Origin of the sequence: Arcicella lustrica, assembly GCF_034930985.1 — a bacterium.
GTDB lineage: Bacteria > Bacteroidota > Bacteroidia > Cytophagales > Spirosomataceae > Arcicella > Arcicella lustrica.
On the sequence record NZ_JAYGIM010000004.1, the window covers coordinates 42535 to 65544 of the forward strand.

The 23010-nt window shown below is 34.7% G+C and carries 21 protein-coding genes; 16 read left to right on the forward strand and 5 right to left on the reverse strand.

What is annotated here, in order from left to right; translation table 11 throughout:
• Window positions 1-18: 18 nt before the first annotated feature.
• Window positions 19-999 carry an Rpn family recombination-promoting nuclease/putative transposase gene (locus VB798_RS05605; protein WP_323256849.1) on the forward strand — a complete coding sequence of 327 codons (981 nt, stop codon included), beginning with the start codon at window positions 19-21 and terminating at the stop codon, window positions 997-999.
• Window positions 1000-1039: 40 nt separating this feature from the next.
• Here VB798_RS05605 and VB798_RS05610 read toward each other — a convergent pair whose 3' ends face one another.
• Both VB798_RS05610 and VB798_RS05615 read right to left on the reverse strand, forming a co-directional pair.
• Entirely contained in the window at window positions 1040-2197 is a 1158-nt protein-coding gene (locus VB798_RS05610; RefSeq protein WP_323256851.1) for an iron-containing alcohol dehydrogenase, read from the reverse strand.
• A gap of 124 nt (window positions 2198-2321) precedes the next feature.
• Complete coding sequence (locus VB798_RS05615; protein WP_323256853.1) at window positions 2322-4424, reverse strand: family 10 glycosylhydrolase; 2103 nt, start codon at window positions 4422-4424, stop codon at window positions 2322-2324.
• A 541-nt stretch (window positions 4425-4965) separates the two neighbouring features.
• On the opposite strand from VB798_RS05615, the gene VB798_RS05620 reads away from it, so the two are divergent.
• Together VB798_RS05620 and VB798_RS05625 are read left to right on the forward strand one after the other, a co-directional pair.
• Window positions 4966-5328, forward strand: coding sequence for a hypothetical protein (locus VB798_RS05620; RefSeq protein ID WP_323256855.1), 363 nt, complete (start codon window positions 4966-4968; stop codon window positions 5326-5328).
• A gap of 177 nt (window positions 5329-5505) precedes the next feature.
• Window positions 5506-6489 (forward strand): alpha/beta hydrolase, encoded by a 984-nt coding sequence (locus VB798_RS05625; RefSeq protein WP_323256856.1) that lies wholly within the window; start codon window positions 5506-5508, stop codon window positions 6487-6489.
• Window positions 6490-6771: 282 nt separating this feature from the next.
• On the opposite strand, the gene VB798_RS05630 is transcribed toward VB798_RS05625, so the two are convergent.
• Both VB798_RS05630 and hemN read right to left on the reverse strand, forming a co-directional pair.
• Window positions 6772-7608 carry a universal stress protein gene (locus VB798_RS05630; RefSeq protein ID WP_323256858.1) on the reverse strand — a complete coding sequence of 279 codons (837 nt, stop codon included), beginning with the start codon at window positions 7606-7608 and terminating at the stop codon, window positions 6772-6774.
• A 135-nt stretch (window positions 7609-7743) separates the two neighbouring features.
• Window positions 7744-9105: an oxygen-independent coproporphyrinogen III oxidase gene (gene hemN / locus VB798_RS05635; RefSeq protein WP_323256860.1), complete on the reverse strand. Its 1362-nt coding sequence runs from the start codon at window positions 9103-9105 to the stop codon at window positions 7744-7746.
• 154 nt (window positions 9106-9259) lie between these two features.
• On the opposite strand from hemN, the gene ccoS reads away from it, so the two are divergent.
• The 13 genes from ccoS (at window position 9260) to VB798_RS05700 (ending at window position 21278) form a co-directional block, all read left to right on the forward strand.
• The gene (ccoS, locus tag VB798_RS05640) at window positions 9260-9403 is read left to right on the forward strand and encodes a cbb3-type cytochrome oxidase assembly protein CcoS (protein ID WP_323256862.1); all 144 of its coding nucleotides are present in this window, start codon (window positions 9260-9262) and stop codon (window positions 9401-9403) included.
• A 140-nt stretch (window positions 9404-9543) separates the two neighbouring features.
• Window positions 9544-11676 carry a cytochrome-c oxidase, cbb3-type subunit I gene (gene ccoN, locus VB798_RS05645; RefSeq protein WP_323256863.1) on the forward strand — a complete coding sequence of 711 codons (2133 nt, stop codon included), beginning with the start codon at window positions 9544-9546 and terminating at the stop codon, window positions 11674-11676.
• A 182-nt stretch (window positions 11677-11858) separates the two neighbouring features.
• Window positions 11859-12023, forward strand: a complete 165-nt coding sequence (locus VB798_RS05650; RefSeq protein ID WP_323256865.1) for a hypothetical protein — start codon at window positions 11859-11861, stop codon at window positions 12021-12023.
• A 96-nt stretch (window positions 12024-12119) separates the two neighbouring features.
• Window positions 12120-13031: a cbb3-type cytochrome c oxidase N-terminal domain-containing protein gene (locus VB798_RS05655; RefSeq protein ID WP_323256867.1), complete on the forward strand. Its 912-nt coding sequence runs from the start codon at window positions 12120-12122 to the stop codon at window positions 13029-13031.
• 97 nt (window positions 13032-13128) lie between these two features.
• On the forward strand, window positions 13129-14541 hold the full coding sequence (gene ccoG, locus VB798_RS05660) for a cytochrome c oxidase accessory protein CcoG (protein ID WP_323256869.1): 1413 nt from the start codon (window positions 13129-13131) through the stop codon (window positions 14539-14541).
• A gap of 212 nt (window positions 14542-14753) precedes the next feature.
• The gene (locus tag VB798_RS05665) at window positions 14754-15179 is read left to right on the forward strand and encodes a FixH family protein (protein ID WP_323256871.1); all 426 of its coding nucleotides are present in this window, start codon (window positions 14754-14756) and stop codon (window positions 15177-15179) included.
• A 79-nt stretch (window positions 15180-15258) separates the two neighbouring features.
• Entirely contained in the window at window positions 15259-15972 is a 714-nt protein-coding gene (locus VB798_RS05670) for a sulfite exporter TauE/SafE family protein (protein WP_323256873.1), read from the forward strand.
• An 87-nt stretch (window positions 15973-16059) separates the two neighbouring features.
• The gene (locus tag VB798_RS05675; RefSeq protein WP_323256875.1) at window positions 16060-16884 is read left to right on the forward strand and encodes a universal stress protein; all 825 of its coding nucleotides are present in this window, start codon (window positions 16060-16062) and stop codon (window positions 16882-16884) included.
• Between the two features lie 206 nt (window positions 16885-17090).
• Window positions 17091-17483, forward strand: coding sequence for a hypothetical protein (locus VB798_RS05680; RefSeq protein WP_323256877.1), 393 nt, complete (start codon window positions 17091-17093; stop codon window positions 17481-17483).
• 52 nt (window positions 17484-17535) lie between these two features.
• Complete coding sequence (locus tag VB798_RS05685) at window positions 17536-17850, forward strand: hypothetical protein (protein ID WP_323256879.1); 315 nt, start codon at window positions 17536-17538, stop codon at window positions 17848-17850.
• Complete coding sequence (locus VB798_RS05690; protein ID WP_323256881.1) at window positions 17850-18125, forward strand: SdpI family protein; 276 nt, start codon at window positions 17850-17852, stop codon at window positions 18123-18125. Before VB798_RS05685 ends, VB798_RS05690 begins: the two co-directional genes overlap by 1 nt.
• 52 nt (window positions 18126-18177) lie before the next feature.
• The gene (locus VB798_RS05695) at window positions 18178-20079 is read left to right on the forward strand and encodes an AAA domain-containing protein (RefSeq protein ID WP_323257251.1); all 1902 of its coding nucleotides are present in this window, start codon (window positions 18178-18180) and stop codon (window positions 20077-20079) included.
• A gap of 173 nt (window positions 20080-20252) precedes the next feature.
• Window positions 20253-21278 carry a 2-hydroxyacid dehydrogenase gene (locus VB798_RS05700; protein ID WP_323256883.1) on the forward strand — a complete coding sequence of 342 codons (1026 nt, stop codon included), beginning with the start codon at window positions 20253-20255 and terminating at the stop codon, window positions 21276-21278.
• A gap of 67 nt (window positions 21279-21345) precedes the next feature.
• Here the strand turns inward: VB798_RS05700 and VB798_RS05705 are convergent, their stop codons facing one another.
• Window positions 21346-22941, reverse strand: coding sequence for a hypothetical protein (locus VB798_RS05705; protein ID WP_323256885.1), 1596 nt, complete (start codon window positions 22939-22941; stop codon window positions 21346-21348).
• Window positions 22942-23010 lie beyond the last annotated feature (69 nt).

A 23010-nucleotide genomic window follows, 5' to 3' on the forward strand; every position in this document is an offset into this window, starting at 1 on the left:
TTACTAAATTTCAACACCATGAGAGCAAAATACATAAATCCATTCACTGATTTCGGCTTCAAGAAAATCTTTGGTGAAGAAGCAAGTAAACCTCAATTGCTTGACTTCTTGAATGCTCTATTGCCACAACCTAATAAAATCGTTGACCTTTCTTTTAAAAATGCCGAACAGTTAGGCATTACTGATGCTGATAGAAAGGCGATTTATGATATTTACTGCGAAAATGAAAAGGGTGAAAAGTTCATCGTAGAGCTTCAAAAGGCGAAACAGAATTACTTCAGAGAAAGAACAATCTATTACTCAACTTTCCCTATCCGAGAGCAGGCTGAAAAAGGAAATTGGAATTATAATTTAAAAGCGGTTTACTGTATTGGCATTTTAGATTTTACTTTCGATGATTATGAAGCTGAACCAGAAAAGCATGAAGTAGTTCATTTTATTAAACTGAAAGATCAAAAAGGAAAAGTCTTTTACGATAAACTTACTTATATCTACCTTGAAATGCCCAATTTCAAGAAAAATGAAGAAGAACTCGAAACTCGCTTAGATAAATGGCTTTATTTTATCCAGAATTTGGAAGATTTTCAGTCAATACCTCTCATTTTCAAAGACGAAGTATTCACGCAAGCGTTTGAGAAAGCAGAAATTGCTAAATACAATCAAGTTGAATTGGATAGCTATGAAAGTAGCCTGAAAGTTTTTAGAGATAACAAAGCGACATTCGACTATGCCAAACAAACAGCTTTTGACGAAGGAATAAATGAGGGAAGAAAAGTAGGTCACGAAGAAGGCATGAAGGAAGGTATCAAAGAGGGCATCAAAGAAGGTATTAAGGAAGGTATTAAGGAAGGTATCAAAGAAGGTATTAAAAAAGGCATTGAAGAAGGTGAATATAAAGCAAAATTAGAAATAGCTAAAACACTCAAAGCAAATGGAGTCCCTACTGAGCTTATTATTTTGACAACTAAGTTAAGCAAAGAAGAAATAGATAAGCTTTGAGATTTTTCGATAAAATCTCAAAGCTTAATGCTAACCGCTATCAATAACTCAACTCTACAATTTCTTTCACTATCGCTGGCGTGATGTCTTTGCGCTCGCCAAGAGCTTTCCAGCCTCTTTCTGTAAAACGTTTTTCGATAAATTCTGCTGATTTTGCATAATCATCGGTGTATTCAGATAAGCGAGTTTTTACGCCTAATTCATGTAAAAAGGCTACTGTACGATCGATAGCGGCATTGGCTTTTTCGTCCAAAGTACCTTCGGTGATGTTCCAAACTCTTTGTCCGTATTGTGCCAACTTTTCTTTTTTATTCTCGAAACGTACTTTATAAAGATTCGGGAAAATTATCGCTAAGGTTCTTGCATGGTCGATATTGTATAAGGCTGTCAGTTCATGACCAATCGCATGAGTTGCCCAGTCGGTCGGAACGCCTTTTTGTATCAAACCATTCAAAGCCATCGTACAGCTCCACATAAAATTAGCCGCTGCCTGATAATCACTTGGGTCTGCAATGATTTTTGGAGCTACTTCCACCAAAGTTTGTAAAATACTTTCTGCAAAACGGTCTTGTAACAATGCTCCTGCTGGATAGGTCAAATACTGTTCCAATACGTGCGTATAAGCATCTACAATACCATTTACCAATTGTGTTTTAGGAATACTTTTTATTACCTCTGGGTCGAGTACTGAGAACTTAGGAAATAATCCTGGGCCACCCATTCCTAGTTTTTCATGGGTTGATTGACGAGTAATCACCGCTCCAGAATTCATTTCAGTCCCCGTTGCAGGCAAAGTAAGTACTGTTCCGAAAGGCATTGCTTTAGTTGTTCGCACAGGCTTGGTTAAAATCTCCCAAGGGTCGCCATCATAATCTACGGCTGCTACTAAGAATTTCGTTCCATCAATCACCGAACCTCCTCCTACTGCTAATACGAAATCAACCTTTTCAGCACGCATGATTGCTACAGCTTTCATCAAAGTTTCATAACTTGGATTTGGCTCGATGCCAACAAATTCTATTATTTTTCTACCTTCTAAAGCTTTGGTTACTTGTTCATAAACACCATTGGTCTTAATACTTCCTCCGCCATAAGTCATTAATATTGTTGCGTCGGCAGGAATTTCTTTGGCTATTGTAGCGATTTGTCCCTTACCAAAAATGATTTTTGTGGGGTTCTGAAAATCGAAATTTAACATGTTGATGGTTCTTTGTTTGTTTATAAAGTTTTACGCTAATACGCATAATCTTTCAACAAGTCTGTGTATTGAAAAGTTTCTGCAATACTCTTTCTCAACACAAGCATCACAACGCTTTTTTGCCTTATTTATCTATTACAATGCCTTCGTATTCTCCGATTTTAGCTAACTGAAAATGAATAAAACCATCTTTCCACACATATTTAATGGGTGATTTTGTAGCTAAGTCATATACTTTTGACGGTTTAAAGCTTGTCTTGATTGTAAAGTTACGTCCATAAACAGGCAAGGCATCAAAGTAAGAATTTCCACTAAAGCCTGTGAGATTGATAAGGTGTACTATCAAACCGTTGTCTGTACTTCCGATATTTTTATTGGCTACATTTTTACCATAAGCTTGTAAAATCACTTCTATCCTTTCTGGTGCATTGGTTTGTACAAGCTCCTTTGCTTTTGGCATTACATAATCTATCGCATCTAAAAGGATATTTTTATGTTCTTCGTAGCCATGTAAATAATATAGCTTTCCGATATTGATGGGTAATATCACATTTTTACTCTGTGGGAATTCCTTTATTCCCATCGCATAGTAATTGATGGGTTCGTGACCTCCAATGATTTCTGGAGGACCGGGTCTTCCTTTACTTAGTATTGGGAATAGCTTTTTGTCTGTCCCTGATAAATCATATAGCCCTAAATTAAATTTCCAAAACAACATTTTTTGTAGCTTAAAATGCTTGAGGATTTTGGCATCATTGGGCTGTAAATAAAAGCCTGTTCCGTCATGGTCTTTATTGATAATCTTTGCCCCGAATAGCTCTTGCAACGTTTCGGGACTATCAAATAAACTTCTGTTGGTCGCAATAATATTTGTACCTGCTTTACTTAGTTCTTTTAGTAGCACTATGGCTTCTGGTTTTAGGTAAGTAATTTCTGGTAAAATGATTAATTGATATTGTTTTACTTTATCCGCTACATTGGTAAGCTGTGCATCTTCAATAATATCAAAAGGTAAATGTGCTTCTTTTAGCATTAACTGAATACCACGATACTCTTGCATAGGGTCGCCATTTGGCCATGAACCTGGGGCTACCAATGCTATTTTGGCAACAGATTTATAGTTTCCGAAATAGGCTTCATGTTTTTTGTGAAAAGCATAAATCTTTTTAAACACTGGGTAATTCCTTTTGTCTTCATAGCCACGCATATCACCCATCATACTCATATCTAAACCTGAACCGTTGGCAATATTTTCGTATAACCTGATACTTACTTCTTCTGGTTCGGCGGCATTATAACGTGACTGAAATGAAATTTGCTGAATACTTGCGTTACTGATGATATGCTTCGGAAACGAATTGCGTGCATTACTCACATTATCCGATGCTGAATATGGCCAGTATGGCAAATTACTGGTTTGAGATTCATGCCGAATAATGTCCACATGTTTATCCAGATAAGTACAAATAGCAATTTGTTCGTTCTTAGATTTCACAAGGTTATGAAGTTTCTCCGACCAATCTTCAATGGTACTTTTTTTAAAGGCTAAGTATTCTTGGAAAACGGGGTCGGCTTTATCTTCTACCGTTGGTAAGGTCTTTCCATTGCTGTATTCGGCAAAACGTTTTTTATCATATTCATTTTGGTCGATGCCATGATATTTTCCTTCGTAAGGGTTATTCACTTGATAGCCCGGCATATTCAGGAAGATTCCATCAATAGGAAAGAAATTTATTACTTCTTCAATAATCTTAAAAGCCTTGTCTTGTACATAAGGAGCATTAATTGAAACGACGTACATATCTGTATTAATAATACGTTCATTCTTGGCTGAGATATAACACCAATCTGGATGTTTTTTGAAGATACTTTCGTGAACTCTACTAAAGTCAAAACGAACGATGACCTTAATATTTTTTTGATGACATTTATCCACTACTTCTTTCAACATATTATTTTTCATCCAAGGGTTCTTGTAATGAAAATCTAGCTTAGTATCATAGAAAGCCATGATTCCTCCTGCATTGATGATAAGCATATTAGCAGAAAAATCCACTAAATCTTTTACTAAGGAGTCTGGATTAAGTGTTGCGGCTTCGTAGTCAGGAAGATTGGTTTGTATTACTCTTAGATTATTCCGTTTCCACCAAAATTTAGGTTCAGATTCTTGAGCAAAGATGCCATTCGACAAAAATGTTAGTAGCAAAAACAGGGAAAGGATTCTCATAGATTAAATATTAAAGGTTCTTGCTATAAAAATAGAATAAATTACCGAAAAGGAAAGAAGGCTTTGTAGGGAACAAGGCTAATCTCTGATTGATGATATAGTATTAAAAATGAAAATGATATATGTTCAAATTAGGACATAGATTAAATTCAGAATTTAGGACTATCCTGAAAACAGGAATATACATAAAACTATAATTTGATAATATCCTGAAAACAGGGATATATCTAAAACTAAAATTTAATACTATCCTGAAATCAGGAATATATCTAAAACAAAAATTTGATACTATCCTAAAATCGGGAATATATCTAAAACAAAAATTTAATACTATCCTGAAATCAGGAATATATGTTTAAACAGAATTTGATTACATCCCAAAATCAGGAATATATGTTTAAACAGAATTTGATACTATCCCAAAAACAAGAATATATGTTTAAACAGAATTTGATACTATCTCAAAAACAGGAATATATGTTTAAACAGAATTTGATACTATCCCAAAATCAGGAATATATATTTAAACAGAATTTAGTCTATGTCAGAATTTGGACATAGACCTAAAAATAGAATTTCATATATGGACGAATTCAGACATAGACCTAAAACTAAAATTTTATATATGTATGATTTCAGACATAGACCTAAAACTAAAATTTCATATATGTACGATTTCAGACATAGACCTAAAACTAAAATTTCATATATGTACGATTTCAGACATAGACCTAAAAATAGAATTTCATATATGGACGAATTCAGACATAGACCTAAAACTAAAATTTTATACATGTACGATTTCAGACATAGACCTAAAACTAAAATTTCATATATGGACGAATTTAGACATAGACATAAAACTAAAATTTCATATATGGACAAATTCAGACATATACCTTAAAATAGAATTTCATATATCCACAAATTGTAGGATATATGTTATAAAGATTTAGCCCTTATTTGATTTTCTAAAACAAGTATCAATTTCCATATTCCTTTGCATTTCAATCATAATAAAGGACTTTCAATTTTACGATTTAGTATATTTACCGACTCATTATATTATAACCTTATTTACATGAAAAAGCTTTTTATCATCACATTATTATTTTTAGTTCAGTCGGCATACGCACAACAGCGTTATTATCAAATTGGAGATTATCAGTTAGAAAATGGACAAGTGCTAAAGGATTGTAAAATCGGATACCGCACCTTCGGAAAATTGAATGCCGATAAATCAAATGCAGTATTAGTACCTACTTGGTTTACAGGCACTAGTCAACAAAAATCCTTTGTAGCGAATCCAAGTGATATAGCTGATAGCACTAAGTACTTTGTCATTGTAGTGGATGCCCTTGGTAACGGAGTTTCCTCCTCTCCTTCTAATAGTATTAGTCAGAAAGATAAACTTTTCCCTACCGTCAGTATTCGTGACATGGTCAATACTCAATATAAATTGGTAAAAGAAGTTTTGAAGATTAATCATTTATATGCAGTAACGGGTATCTCAATGGGTGGAATGCAGTCTTTTCAATGGATGATGAGCTACCCAGATTTTATGGACAAGGTAGTTCCGATTATTGGTAGTCCTAAGCAAAGTACTTATGATAAATTATATTGGAATCTTCAATTGAATATTATTGAGCGTGGGCAATATTCAACCGAAGCCATGAAATCAGTAAATGCGCTGCATCAATTAAACCTCTGGACGCCAAGCTACAGAGAAGCTCATAGCAATACGGATGAATATGCTACTTATATCAAAAAGATTGAGGATGATGCGCTGAAATTAAATGCTTATGATTGGGCGACACAGCTAAAAGCGATGATTAATCATGACATCTTTCAAGGGCAGAAGCCAGAGGAGGCCTTTGCAAAGGTAAAAGCAAAAGTGATGATAGTAATTGCAACGCAAGACCACATGGTGAATCCGCAAGCAGCAATACGTTTTGGTAAATTATTAAAAGCCCCGATTGTAGAACTAACAGGTGATTGCGGACACATGGCAACCTCTTGTGAAGGAGATAAGATGCGGGCGCATATTAAAGGCTTTCTGGATTAGGGATTAATATATATTAGATTCTTTATGAATTTCCTTATCAATACCGTAAAGATTATCCCGAATTTTCTAATCAATAATAATAAGATTTGGGTGTTTAATATTTATTATCGCCTTGTCCTTACTTTTCTTTTCTTGATAAAAGAAAAGTAACAAAAGAAAATCAAGAATTCCTAAACTCGCTTCGCTCAAACAGTAGGAATTCGTTGTTTCTCAATCACAAAAAAGTGGTCAAATTAGTTATTTGACCACTTTTTATCGAATTTAAACTCACAACTCTTAGCTCTATAAATCTCCCTTTAATTGAAAAGTCAACACAGGTAATGGCGAGCTAATGATTACTTGTTTAGATTTACTTGGGTCTATAATCTGACTTAAGAAGTTACGGTGATGGGCAGCCAAGACAATCAAATCAGCACCTTGCGCTTTGGCAGTTTTCAAAATGCCTTCCGTTACATTTCCAGCAGTAACCTTAGTAATCTCAAAGTCCTCTTTCACAAAAGTACCTTTAATCTGGTCGATAAATTGTTTATCAGCTTGAATATCAGGTTCAAAAGAAGCCTCCACTTTTACTAAATTCACTTTAGCACCAAGCTTCTGCGCCAAGGCGAATACTTCTGCCAAAACATCACACTCCTCATATTCTAGTTGAGTAGCATACAAAATTTGTTTGATACCCACATTTTCCAATTGTTGCGGAATAGCCAATACAGGAATAGAAGCCTTAGCGGTAATATGAGCAGCATTACTTCCAATTAGTTTATTAATAAACCCACCAGAGCCTGTTCTACCAATGACTAAGAAATCTATTTCATGTTCAGCAATAGCATCAAAAATTCCCGAAGTAACGTCATTGAGTTCAAGCAAGGTTTCGTGTTCGATTCCAGCCTCCTCAAGTTCTTTTACCAAAGGGACAAATTTTGCGTTCATACTTTCGTACTGTTCATTCAAAGCCTCTTGCATCATCAATGAGTCAGCATAAATGCCAGGTTCTACAAAATATGGTAGATAAGTATGAATTAAATAAATTTTAGCCTCATACGATTTTGCTAACAAAGTTGCGTATTGCAAAGCCTTTTTAGCGTTCTCTGAGAAGTCGGTTGCAACAAGAATATTTTTCATGGTTTGTAATTGGTTTAATATGTCATTTTCAAAAAAATGTACTGCTGTTTCAGTATATAAATATCCACTTTTTATTCGGGAATAGGCATAATTTTAATATTATGTTTTGTTAATTATTTACTAGTAATCAATCTATTACACCGTCTGCGAAAACAGTTTTCTTTCGGTATTTTCTTGTAGCATTCGTTTATCAAAAGCCATACAGATATTGCGAATAAATGGGCGTCCTTCTGGATTAACTTGTAATGAATTCTCATCATAAGTCAACAATCCATCTTGTTTAAAACCTTCTAGTTTCTCGAAAAGGACTTGTCTTTCTTCAAAACTAAATTCATCATCTTTCCAAGAGGTAGCAAATTGACACATAATATCCAATATCTGTTGGCGAATGGTAAGGTCTTCGTCTGTTAAGATATGTCCTTTCAAAATGGGCAACTGGTCATTTTCAATCATGGTTTGGTACTCATCAATATCTTTAACATTCTGAGAGAAAGCAGTCCATGAATCACTAATGGATGATACTCCCAAGCCCAATAATACTTTAGTTTGCGTGGTGGTATAACCCATAAAATTACGGTTCAATGTGCCGTTTTGCATGGCTTTATACATAGAATCGTTTGGCAAGGCAAAATGATCCATGCCTATTTCTGCATAGCCGTTTTCCTCAAAAAGTGTTCTTCCTGTTTCGTATAATTGACGCTTGAGCGCTGCTGAAGGCAAATCTTCATCCCTAAAACCACGCTGACCGTTTCCTTTAATCCACGGCACATGTGCATACGAGTAAAAAGCCAATCTGTCGGGCTGTAACTCAATGGTTTTAGAGATGGTATCTTGAATAGATGAAATTTGTTGAAAAGGTAAACCAAAAACTAAGTCGTGACTGATGGATTCATAGCCAATTTCTCTGCTCCATTCAGTTACTTGTTTTACATTTTCAAAAGGTTGAATACGATGAATGGCTTTCTGAACGATGGGGTCATAGTCTTGCACGCCAAAACTTACTCGTTTGAAACCTAAATCATATAATGTTTTTAGATGTTGATAAGAAGTGTTATTCGGATGTCCTTCAAAACTGAATTCATAATCTATACTAATACTTGCGTGTTTTAAAATTCCATTGATTAATAAATCAAGCATTTCAGGAGCAAAGAAACTTGGTGTTCCTCCGCCCAAATGAATTTCTGTGATTTGTGGTTTTGCTGAAAAATGCGTTAAATACATTTCCCATTCCTTCAAAACGGCTTCAATATATAGTTTCTCTACTTGATGATTCTTGGTAATTCGTTTATTACATCCACAAAAAGTACAAAGACTTTCGCAATAAGGTAAGTGAATATATAGGCTAATACCTGTTGCCGTATTAGTACTTCTGAAAGTATCAGTTAAAGACGAAAGCCAAGCGTTTTCACCAAAACCATCGTTTTGCCAAAAAGGAACAGTTGGGTAACTCGTGTAACGGGGACCAGGAACGTTGTATTTATCAATTAAAGTATTCATAGTTCAAAATTACTTGTAAGTACTAAGCCCTTCTTATGATATTTATCAGTTTAGATACTGATAAATCCTTGTCTTTACTCTGACTTATCTCATGGGTGAAACGAGCCTTTTAGCCGAATTTTGAGGCATCAAACATTTCTAAAATCTTCAAAAAATGCAAGTTATCTTCTTTATGATTGGCATAAGTTTATTGATGGCACTGGGTTTTCTAGGTGCTTTCTTCTGGTCGATGTCTAAAGGACAAAACGACGATTTGCACACACCCGCTATGCGGATTTTATTTGAAGACAAAGAATAAAACCATCCCACCATGAAAAACAACCCACAAACCACCGACAGTCAAGAACACAAAAAATGTACCTGTGACAAAGACTGTAAACGTTGCAAAGCACTAAAAGAAATTGACTTTGAGCTAATTAACCAGAAATAAATAATATTATGTCAGCGATCAATACCCATGTAGAACATTTTGAGTACGACAATAAAATAGTCCGAAATTTTGCACTAGCCTCTATCGTTTTTGCGATAGTTGGCTTGCTAGTCGGAGTACTTATTGCTACTCAACTTTTTATGCCTTCTGCCAACATTACGCAGTACTTTACTTTTGGGCGTATCCGTGCATTACATACTAATGCCGTGATTTTTGCTTTTGTAGGGAATGCTATTTTTGCAGGAATGTATTACTCTTTACAACGTCTTTGTAAAGCCCGTTTGTATAGCGACCTATTATCGAAGATTCACTTTTGGGGTTGGCAATTAATTATCTTGTCGGCAGCCATTACACTTCCTTTAGGTTTAAGTACTTCAAAAGAATATGCAGAATTAGAATGGCCAATTGATATTGCCATTGCTTTGATTTGGGTAGTATTCGGAATTAATATGTTCGGTACTATTTTAAAACGTCGTGAACGCCACTTGTATGTAGCCATTTGGTTTTATATTGCTACTTTCGTTACAGTGGCGATGTTACACATCGTGAACTCATTAGCGATTCCAGTATCTTGGACAAAAAGTTATTCTATTTACGCTGGGGTTCAAGATGCTTTAGTACAATGGTGGTACGGACACAATGCTGTCGCATTCTTCTTAACTACTCCATTTTTAGGTTTGATGTATTATTACTTACCTAAAATGGCTAATCGTCCAGTGTATTCTTATAAATTATCAATTCTTCACTTCTGGTCATTAATTTTCTTGTATATCTGGGCGGGACCTCACCACTTACTTTATACAAGTTTGCCGGACTGGGCGCAATCATTAGGAACGGTTTTCTCAATCATGTTGATTGCTCCATCTTGGGGAGGTATGATTAACGGTTTACTTACACTCCGTGGTGCTTGGGACGCTGTAAGAGAAGACCCTAGATTGAAAATGATGGTAGTTGGTATTACGGCTTATGGTATGGCTACTTTTGAAGGGCCTTTACTTTCTTTGAAAAACATCAATGCCATTGCACACTATACCGACTGGATTCCTGCACACGTACACGTAGGAGCTTTAGGTTGGAATGGTTTCCTTTCTTTTGCCATCATGTATTATATGATTCCAAAGATTTATGGGAATCAGATGTTCTCTAAAAAATTGATGAACGCACACTTCTGGCTAGGTACTTTGGGGATTTTATTCTGGGCAGTTCCAATGTATATCGCAGGATTTACACAAGGAATGATGTGGAAAGAGTTTACCGCAGAAGGTAATTTGAAGTACGCAAGTTTCTTGGAAACTACACTACAAATCATTCCAATGTATATGATGCGTGCTTTGGGTGGTGTTTTCTACTTATCTGGTGCATTGATTGGTGCTTACAATATTTTCAAAACCATGTTGGAAGGAAAATTAATTGCTAACGAAGCAGCACAAGCTCCAGCCTTAGAAAAAGTATTCGTAGCACAAGGTTCTGATACTTACTGGCACAGATGGTTGGAACGTAAACCAATGCCATTATTAGTAGGTGCTTTAGTTGTAGTTGCGATTGGCTCAATGATAGAATTAATGCCGACTTTAATGGTAAAATCTAATGTACCAACGATTGCTTCGGTAATGCCTTATACTCCTTTAGAATTAGAAGGTAGAGATTTATACATCCGTGAAGGTTGCGTTTCTTGCCATAGTCAAATGATTCGCCCTTTCCGTTCTGAAACCGAACGTTATGGTGAATACTCTAAAGCAGGTGAATTTGTATATGACCACCCATTCTTGTGGGGTTCAAAAAGAACTGGTCCAGATTTGCACCGTGAAGGTGGCAAGTATCCAGATTCATGGCATTATCACCACATGAGAGAACCAAGTTCAATGTCGCCCGGCTCTATTATGCCAGCTTATGATTGGTTATTATCTCAAAAATTAAATATCGCTGATACAAAAAATAAGCTAAAAGCGATGAAAACTTTAGGTGTTCCTTACGATGATTATGCCATTGCACATGGTGAAGAAGACTTGAAAATTCAAGCAAAAGGTATTGCAGATAATTTGGCAAAAGAGGGAATCAAAGTTACGCCAGATAAAGAAATCATTGCCTTGATTGCTTATTTACAAAGAATTGGTACTGATATTAAAAAAGGACAACAATAGTAACCTCACCCCCTGCCCCCCTCTCCTTTTGAGAGGGGGAATTTGGGAAAAACTCTTTAAAGACATTTCGTATCAAACATAGTTCTTTAAGAAATTGATATTGAATCGAAAATCATATAAACTTTTCCCCCTCTCAAAAGGAGAGGGGGCAGGGGGTGAGGTTTTTCAAAACATATAAAACGATGTTCAGACAATTATTAGATAAAGTTCAGGGAGCGGATGTTCCAATGATTACTTCTCTTCTCATATTCTTTGTGTTTTTCTTAATGGTAGGAGCTTATCTGTTCATCATTGATAAAAAGCACGTCCAATACATGAGTAATTTACCTTTAGAGGAAAATAATTAAGATAACCGATGAAACGCCCATCGTAAAGATTTAACACTCAATGAAAAATTGGGCGTTCCATCTGATGCCGTTGAAATTATTGAAATTTAAAATCAGATGAAAAAGATATTTATATTCTCATTTCTTTTAGGCTCGCATCAAATCTTTGCAGCCGATGCCCCACAAAAAGAGTACTTTTTCGGAGGTATCAAAACAGCGGAAGACTTGCTCATGGTTTCGTTATTGGGCATTTTAATCATTACTTGTATCGTCATTTGTTTTTTAGCATATAGCTTACAACAAAAAGTGCAGGCATTTATTAATCCATTAAAACAAACTGATGAAGCCTATGAACAAGCCATGCAAAACCGTACTTTCTGGCAAAAACTCGCAAGCTTAAAACCTTTGTCGATGGAAAAAGACTTGGAAATGGAGCATAAATACGATGACATTGCCGAGTTAGATAATCCTACTCCACCTTGGTTTATGTATCTTTTCTATGCTACCATTGTTTTTGCTGTAGTTTACTTAATTGGTTTCCACATTATTGGCAATGGCAAAATCATGGTTAATGAGTACTCTGAGGAGGTTTCGATTGCAGAAAAAGCTAGAGAAGAGTACATGAAGAAATTCGCCAATGCAGTAAATGAAGATAATGTAAAAGCCTTGACTGATGCAAAAGCAATAGAAAGTGGAGCGAAACTTTATACTCAAAACTGTGTAGCCTGTCACGGAGAAAAAGGTGAAGGAAAAGTTGGACCAAACCTTACTGATGAATTCTGGCTTCATGGTGGTTCTGATAAAAACATCTTCCATACCATTACCGAAGGAGTACCCGAAAAAGGGATGATTTCTTGGAAAAAAACATTGAATCCAATTCAGGTTCAGCAAGTTTTAAGTTTTATTGTTTCTTTAAAAGGGACAAATCCACCGAATCCTAAAGAACCACAAGGAGACAAATATGAATCCTCTGAGGCTTCGACAGATTCAACAGCCAACAAAACCACAAGTGCTATTTCATTGAAATAATTCACCTAAATCCCCAAAGTGTTTGATACTCTTTGGGGATTTGCTTTCTAACATTAAATAAGATAAAATCGTGATGCGATGATTATCTACAACAATTATGAAACAAGCAAAAATAGATACGAGCAATTACCGAGATCATCTTTCGAATGTGACGGAAACTGGTAAACGAATCTGGATTTACCCTCGTATCGTCATCGGAAATTTTTATAAGCTTCGTACTTATTTCTCTTGGTTATTGTTGGGATTACTCTTCGGACTTCCATTGATTGAAGTAGATGGACATCCCGTGTTTCTTTTTAATGTCATTGAAAGAAAATTTATCTTTTGGGGGGTAACTTTTTTCCCACAAGATTTTCATTTAGTTGCCATTGGCTTGCTTACTTTTATCGTATTTGTCATTCTATTTACGGTTATTTTTGGTAGAATTTGGTGTGGTTGGGCTTGTCCACAAACCATTTTTATGGAAATGCTTTTCAGAAAAGTAGAAGTATTAATTGAAGGCGACCACAATGCACAAAGAAGATTAGATAATGAGCCTTGGACTACCGAAAAAATCTGGAAGAAAACCCTCAAACACAGCATTTTTGTATTACTCTCATTTCTGATTGCGAATACTTTCTTGGCTTATATTATCGGTAAAAGAGAATTGTTTGCTATCATTTTAGATAATCCGCTCGACCATCTTGCTGGGCTTTTTGCGATTATTATTTTCACTGCTGTTTTTTACTTTGTTTTCGCCCGTTTTCGTGAACTGGTTTGTATTGTAGTTTGTCCTTATGGGCGTTTGCAAGGTGTAATGTTAGATAAAAAATCTATAGTCGTCGCTTATGATTTCTTGCGTGGCGAACCTCGTGGCAAGAAACAAACAGCCGAAGAAAAAGAAAAAGCTCCCGTAGCTCATGGTTCTTGTATCGACTGTAAAATTTGCGTACAAGTATGTCCGACGGGTATCGACATCCGAAACGGAACGCAATTAGAATGTATAGGCTGTACCGCTTGTATTGACGCTTGCGACGAAGTAATGGACAAAATCAGTGAACCACGTGGATTGATTCGTTATGCTTCGCAAGAAGGTATTGAGCAAAAAACAAAGCTTAAATTCAATTTTAGAATTGCTTCTTACTCTTTTGTGTTAGTGGCTTTGTTAAGTGTATTGGCTTATTTATTATTGACCAGAAATATCGTTGAAACTACCATTTTGCGTGCGCCAGGTTTGACTTACCAAGAAAACAAAAATGGTTCTGTTTCAAATCTTTATAATGTTCAGGTTTTGAACAAAAGCTATCAAACAATGCCGATTCAATTAAAAATTAATCAGCAGAATGCCCAGATTAAAATGATTGGAAAAGCGATTATTGTTCAGCCAGGCGAAGTGGCAGAATCTTCGTTTTTCATCGAAATTCCGAATAAATCTTTAACAGATGGAAGTGTAAAAATTGAGATTGAAGTAATTTCTGATGGAAAAGTGATTGATCATGTAAAGACAAAGTTTTTAGGGCCAATTTTGTAGAGAGAGGCAAGATTTTAGACGAAAGAAGCAAGATACAAGATATTAAAGGCAAGATATTAGATAACTAACTTCAAGCTCTAAATTTTAATTCTTGTTTCTTACATCTTGTTTCTTTAGTCTAAAGTCTCCTAGCTTTTTTCATCAAAAAGACTAACAAAACTCATATTTTTTTCAAGAATTGTACAGTAGATTTGAATCATAAAAACAATATTATGAACTGGGGGAAATCAATCGTTTTATGTTTTATCATCTTTGCAGGTTTTATAGGCACAATGGTTTACAAAATGGCTACTACCAATGTAGATTTAGTGAATAAAGATTATTACAAAAACGAAATCAATTATCAATCACAAATTAATAAACGTAAGAATTCGTCAAATCTCAATATAAACAATGCCATGACTTATTCCTCTGAAAACCAAACTTTGAGAATCGGTTTTCCAACCAATGTAAATGATGGAAGTGTAACATTCTTTCGTCCTTCAGATAAACGTTTAGACTTTACCGTCCCTGTTAAAAAACAACCAATTTTCAATTATTCTACCGAAAAATTAGAAAAAGGAAAGTGGAAAATACAAGCTACTTGGACGGATGGAATTAGAGAGTACTATTTAGAAGATGAGTTTGTCGTTCGTTAATCGTTTTTAGACTTAACCATTAACCATTTTTAATATTTCCGTAACACGGAATTTCATTTCGTGAAACACCATTTTAATCATGAACATTCTTTTTTCCATCGCTTTCATGACGGGTTTGGCTGGCAGTTTTCATTGTGTTGGTATGTGTGGTCCAATTGCCCTAGCCTTACCCGTCGGGAAGCTTACTGATGTTCAAGCAATTTTTGCACGTGTTTTATACAATCTAGGAAGAATTATTACTTACGGAACACTGGGTTATGTTTTTGGCTATTTCGGAGGAGAAATTTTTGTAGCTGGTTTTCAACAACAATTATCTATTTCGATTGGAGTATTGATGCTCATGTTGATGATTCCGAGTAAATCAATTCGTTTCAATCCATTTTATCAAATTTCAAGTATTTTAAAAAAAAGTGTCGGCTCGTTGCTAAATACCCACTCACTAATTGGTTTTTTAATTTTAGGCACACTCAACGGACTTTTACCATGTGGTACTGTATATCTTGCTTTAGCAGGTGCAACAGCTACCACATCTCCGATTGATGGGGCTATTTTCATGGCACTTTTTGGTTTAGGAACAGCCCCATTAATGTTTTCAGTGAGTATTTTACCTAAGTTTTTAAGCTTGAACGTTCGGCAGAAAATCAACAAATATCTTCCCGTTTACTCATTGATATTAGCTGTTTTTTTTATTTTTAGAGGTTTGAATTTAGGAATTCCATATATTAGTCCAAAGTTTGAAAAAGTACCGATTAGCCAACAAATTCCTATCTGTCACGAAAAAACAAAAAACTAACCAAAAATATTTATAATTATATCTTTTGAAACTCGTTATTATTAATATGCGTTTCAATAGCATAACCTGAATTAAACTAACATTGCCATGAAAAAAATACTTGTTCCAACCGACTTTTCTAACCTTTCATTGCTTGCATTAGATACAGCCGTAGAAATCGCTCAGCAATCAAAAGCCGAAATATTACTTTTCCATGCTCAGCCAATGCACTACATGATTAGTGCAGATCCATTTCCTGTAACAATGATGCCAAATTTAGATTTGGATTTATATAAATACGAAGTAGAAGAAGCGACAAAAAAACTTCATAAAATTGCTGAAGCACCCATTTATGATGGCGTGACGATTACTCCAATTTTAGGAGATAGTTATCTTCCAATTGAAGATGCCATCACACAACAATCTGATGTAGATTTAATCGTGATGGGTTCAACAGGTGCTGAAGGATGGAAAGACTTATTGAGTCGTTCAAATGCAGAATCTGTTATCAGAAATTCACATTGCCCAGTACTGATTGTCAAAGAATCAGACAAAAAATTCAAAATGAAACGCATCATGGTAGCGGTAGATTTTGAAACAAGGGTTTCGACTGAATTCATCAAAAAATTACATGCTACAAAAGCTAAATTAACTTTTGTGTTTATCAATACTCCTGATGGTTTTGAGGATAGCCATACTACTACCGAAAAAATGTTTAAACTAGGTGAAGAATTGGGTATCAAAGAAATGGATTTCTTGATTTATAATTATTACAGCATTGCCAAAGGTATTATTGCTTGTGCGAAAGACATGAAAACTGATATGATTGTTTTAACAACCAATAGCAGAAAAGGATTAAGTTTACTTTTTGCAGGAAGTGTTACTGAAGATGTGGTAAATCATTGTGATATTCCAGTATTGGCTTTAGTTTAAAGGTATATTTTAATAATAAAAAAGCGACTTTTTCTTGATGAAGAAGTCGCTTTTTTTGTCTAATGTTTTTTATAAATTACTTATCTAAAAATCAAACAATATCAGCATAATCTATATATTTGAATTATATTTTACAGAATATAAACAACTCATCCTAAACCGATTACAGCTATTTCTCTAATTATCTAAAACCAATAAAAATTATTATGAAAACGAAATCATTTTTAATATTAATAGCAGGTGTATTCTTATCTGTTTTCTCATCCTGTAAAAAAGAGGTAAATCCTACGCTCGATACCGACATATTAGTTTGTGGTACAAAAGACCCTATAAATGATTTGAATTGGTTAGCTGATGAAATGAAGTTTAGGGAATTTTATAGGATAAATTCTGAAAAAATTAACGGTGTGGTCTTATATGGTTACAAAGGAGATAATGTAATTGAGATTCAATGCTCACTTTGCTCCTCCACTAATATTCACCAATATAAGTGCGATGGGACAAAAATAGATTTTACGAATTCTAATAATTACAACGATTATTTAAAAAATAGGACGAAAGTAAAAGTTTTATATGGAACAGAAATATGGACATTTTAAAGTCTGTTTTCAAACATAATTATCAGATAATAACTTCTAAATTTAATAAAACATGAAACTCAAATCTATATTGCTGGAAATCTTGATTGTGCTTTTTATGGCTGGCTCTTTTTATGTTACTGCTTTTTTTGAAGGAGGATTGGGCAAAAGTACAGACTTCATTGTTGGTGTAACTTCAGGTGCATTGTTAGGGTTTTACTTTTGGTATTGGGGTGCTAAACGTGACCTTAAACTCACAGAACATCCAAACGCAGAAAAATACATACAAATTTGGCAATACCTCATGCTTTTTATGGCTATCAGTTCTTTTGCAATATTGGTTTTATATGTAAAAGATATTATCTCAGATCCAAAATTACTTGTGTAATGTATTTGATTTGGATGATGATTGTAGGAAACTACCGTGCAAATATTGAAGTCAATCAAGAAACAATCAGCTTTTACTTTGATGACGAAGAAATAAACAAAAAAGCAAAAAGATTTTTAGGAAAAATACAGGTTTTGGGGGCATTAATAACGATTATACTTGTGTTGACTTTGCCCGAACTTTTCAATTATTTCTCCATCATTATTTACTTTATTTCATTATTAGCTCTTCCCTACTTTTACGCCCGAAAACTTCATAAACAGAAATTTGCTTGAGCTTCTGAACAAGTCATTTCTCTGAAAAGTGAATAATCCATTACCTTTGTGTATGGATTATTTCAAAAAACTACTCAACTTACTAAAAACTGAAAGAGATGAAAGTCTGAATCAGTACATCCAACTTACTGAAAAATCATCCGTGAGCGAACGCCGAGCGAACGGACTTACTTGGTATCCTATTGCGATTCGAAGTTCAGAAATTGGTCGTGGAGATTATCTCACGGTTGAAATCGAACGCACTACTCATCAAGATCTTCCTCATCAATTCAGATTTGGAATGCCTGCTGTACTTTTCAGTAATCACGACCCACAAAATGATAGAATTGAAGGAACAGTTTCACATCAAAATGGCAATCGTTTAAAAATTACTTTGAAAACGGACGAATTACCAGAGTGGAGTCGTGATGGGAAATTAGGAATTGATGTGTTGTTTGACGACAATAGTTTTGATGAAATGCAGTCGGCTCTTAAACAAGCTGATACATTGGCTGAAAAATCCGAAAGTAATTTAGTACAAGTATTAATTGGCGAAAAAACACCTACTTTTCAAGAGAACTTACCAAGCGTTTCAATTCCCCGCTTGAACACTTGGCAAAATGAAGCAGTCAATAAAATATTATCTGCCAACGAATTAGCCATTGTTCATGGTCCTCCAGGCACTGGAAAAACGACGACTTTGATTCAAGCGATAAAAGCATTGATTCAAAAAGATAATCAGAAAATTTTAGTGGTTGCTCCAAGTAATACTGCTGTAGATTTATTGAGTGAAAAACTACATGAAGAAGGTTTAAATGTATTACGTGTTGGAAATCCAGCCAGAGTAAATGAAAAACAATTAGCCCTTACTTTAGATTATAAAATGGCTGACCATTCTATGATTCGTGATGCTAAAAAACTCAAAAAACAGGCACAGGAATACAAAAATATGGCACATAAGTATAAGCGTAGTTTCGGAAAATCGGAACGTGACCAACGTAAATTACTTTTTGAGGAAGCCCATAAAATCATGAAGGAAGTCGGCAATACCGAACAGTACATCATTGATGATTTGGTGGCAAAAGCACAAGTAGTTACGGCAACTTTAGTCGGCGCAACGCATTATACCGTAAGAAATTTAAAATTTGATACCGTTATCATCGACGAAGCTGGTCAAGCCTTAGAGCCTGCTTGTTGGATTCCGATTTTGAAAGCCCAGAAAGTAATTCTGGCTGGCGACCATTGTCAATTATCGCCAACGATTAAATCAAACGAAGCGGCGAAAAATGGTTTGGATGTTACTTTGTTTGAAAAATGTATCGCTTTACATCCCGAATCAGTTACTTTATTGGCTGAACAATACCGAATGCACGAGCAAATTATGGGTTATTCTTCACAAGTATTCTATCAAAATAAACTCAAAGCGCATACTTCGGTGGCAAATCACACTTTGAAAAGTGATAATACCCCTTTGCTATTTATTGATACTGCTGGCTGTGGTTTTGAAGAAAAAATTGAAGGAACTAGCTCAACAAATCCAGAAGAAGTCGCACTTTTGATGAAACATCTTAGCTTATTTAGTGATGAATTGGCTTTAGAATACAAACCTGAAAAGTTTCCAACTGTAGCCATTATATCGCCTTACAAACAGCAAGTAAGTTTACTGAAAGAACAGCTTGCACATACGCCAGCATTACAAATTTTTACAGATAAAATTTCGGTAAATACAATTGATAGTTTTCAAGGACAAGAACGAGACATCGTTTATATCAGCATGACTAGAAGCAATGCAGAAGGTGCGATTGGTTTCTTATCCGACATCCGTCGAATGAACGTGGCGATGACTCGTGCTAGAAAAAAATTAGTCATCATTGGCGATAGTGCAACACTCGCACAATTTCCTTTTTATGCAGATTTTATAGAATATGCCGAAAACCTAAATGCTTACCAAAGTGCTTGGGAGTTTATCAATTAAATTCACTGCATTCAATCAATAATTGTACTAACAAATATCATAGTTCAAAGCTAGAGAAGTATGTAATTTTGACCCAAGAAAACAGATAAATAATCATTGTTTTTATCCACAGAATAAAGTTAAGACAACAACGATTTTGTCTTGACCGTCAAATTCATCTAAATCTAGCTCAAATGAAGACTTTTTTTTATAGTGTTAAGGAATTTGAAAAACAATACCTTATTGACGCCAATCAAGATAAACACGAAACTAATTTTAGTAATCAAAGTTTAGCAGCTGAAACCGCCATTTTATCTGCTGGTTATGATGCAGTTTCTGTTTTTACCAATGATGATGCCTCCGCAGAAGTTTTACAATTACTGCGAGAATCAGGTGTGAGATATATTGCGACACGGTCGGTAGGAACAGACCATATCGACCTTATTGCAGCCAAACAAATGGATATTAAAGTTGGCAATGTACCTTCATACTCGCCATATTCAATAGCCGAACATACCATTGGAATGATGTTGGCATTGAACAGAAAATTAATCCTAGCAAACGAAAATGCTCATCAATATCAATTCGACTTAGCTCCGCTGATTGGTTTTGATTTGAATAAAAAAACAGTTGGGATTATTGGACTGGGTGAAATCGGTTCGATTGTAGCCAAAATTTTAAATGGTTTTGGTTGTAAAGTATTAGTTTATGATATAAAACATGACTATACGAAAGCTTTGACTCAACATTTTGCGTATGTTTCGCTAGATACACTTTATGCAGAGGCAGATATTATTACTTTACATTTACCTTTTACCCCTCAAACAAAGTATTTAATCAATCAAGAGAGTATCGCTAAAATGAAAGACGGTGTAATGTTGATAAATACTAGTCGTGGAGGAATTATTAATACCAAAGAAGTACTTGAAGCTTTAAAGACTGGAAAAATAGCCTATTTAGGTTTAGATGTTTACGAAAAAGAAAGAGGTATTTTCTTTAAAAATCACGAAGAAAAAGAGAAAAAAGACGAATTGCTTTTGGCTTTATTAGCACATAAAAATGTGTTAATAACAGGGCATCAAGCCTTTTTAACCAATGAAGCTTTAACAAATATTGCAGATAAAACCATCGAAAATTTAAGTGATTGGGAAAACGAATACTATAAAGAGTGCAATTCAAAAATAGGAAAAATAGCAGGACTAGAAGAATTATTACATTAGTTTTAGGGTGAATATTCATGAAAAAGGCTTCCGAATTCGGAAGCCTTTTTGTTTGTATTGATTGACCTTATTTACATAAAAACGAAGGTAAACTAAAATTAGAATTCAATTCTGCTGAATTATCAATCCACAAATCGTTCTGATAATACCAAATTCCACCAAGATTGAACATAAAGTTATATTTTTCTCCTCTATTTAAAAGTGTACTCTGAGCAACCAATTTATTATCAGCTGTTGCTTTTAATACACCAATACTTGTATATCCTTTTCCATCTTTTAAGTCTGCAGCAGCCTGAACGTCTCCAATCTTAAAGGCAAAACCATTATCGCATTTAGGATTAATTGTTATCTTAACGTAGTTGATTGGACTTATCAACGCAACATCAACATTTGTTACTGCATTTACATTAGCACAACTTATATTAAGTGTTTTGGTAAAAAGAGTTTTTCCAGTAATACTTTTTGTCGTTACAGTGATATTAGATGAAGTTGGCGCATTCCCTCCTATTTGACCTTGCACAAAAAGTTTACAATTTAATGTTGTACCTAATCCATGAGATTCATTAAATAATACTCTTCCGCTATTATCTACCACAGTTGTATGTATTGTTTCTCCAACATAAAGAGGATCACTTAAAACATTTAATTTAAGATTAGAGCATTCTGATAATAAATCACCACAGTAAAATTCTGTTAAATGATTTACTGAGGCTACAAATTCCAACACATTCCCATTTTTCTTAACAGTACTTGTGCCTTCATATTTTAAGGTTTTAGCATCTTCATCGTAACTTGCAAAACTTAAAACATCTCCTTCTTTAATATCTTGTCCTGCCGAATTTTTAGTACCTACTCCAAACTGAAATTTAATTTCAATCGGTGCAGAGAATGTTTTTACTTTCTGGCTACTTTCGTTTGAAATTTCCGCACTCACCGCTGAAATTGGATTGATACTGAAATTAGGAATAGCGTTATCGTTCTTGTCAACAACTTTCATTCCAGCTTGTTGCTTATTTACAATTACACTTGATTTTTTAGGGTCAACTTGTACTAATACAACATTCAATTTCCCAGCTACAGGGCTTCCAACAGCATCTTTTATTGTAATTCCAGCATTGATACTCAATGTAGCATTATGACTGCTTCCAGCTAAAGCTGGTGTAGTGATTTGAATAGCTTTTGTGGTTTTTCCGGTATTATCAGCATCTTCGGCTTTTTGAATCACGGTTGTACCTTCAGGCGGTGTGGCAATTTTAGTGATTTTAATGATAACTTTTTGTTCATCATTACTGGTTATCTCGATAGGAGTAATTTCCTTCAAATAACCTTCACTTTCTGTAATGATTGAAAATTTAATCGGTGAAGCAGCGCTTGCAACTGTGCCTGGTTTTAACGCTAAAATCATGATACCATTTTTGGGTTTATAAACTTTTTTGTTAAAGCTATCAACCACTTTTGAAGAATCTTTTCCACCAATACGTACATTCATTGTATTTGGCACTTCTCCTACATTATCATTTGCTTGAGAGTACTGTACAATAATACTTGACCCAGTAACAGCGTCTGGAAATTTAAACTGAACACCCTCTAAAGGTGGCGTGCAGGAATAACTTATTGTAATGGCAGCAAAAATTAAAATTGCGTAATTAATATATTTTTTCATCTTCTGAAATATCGTTTTAAGTTAAATTTCAACAAATGATTGTGTGATTTCTTTTTAAGGAATTGCCCA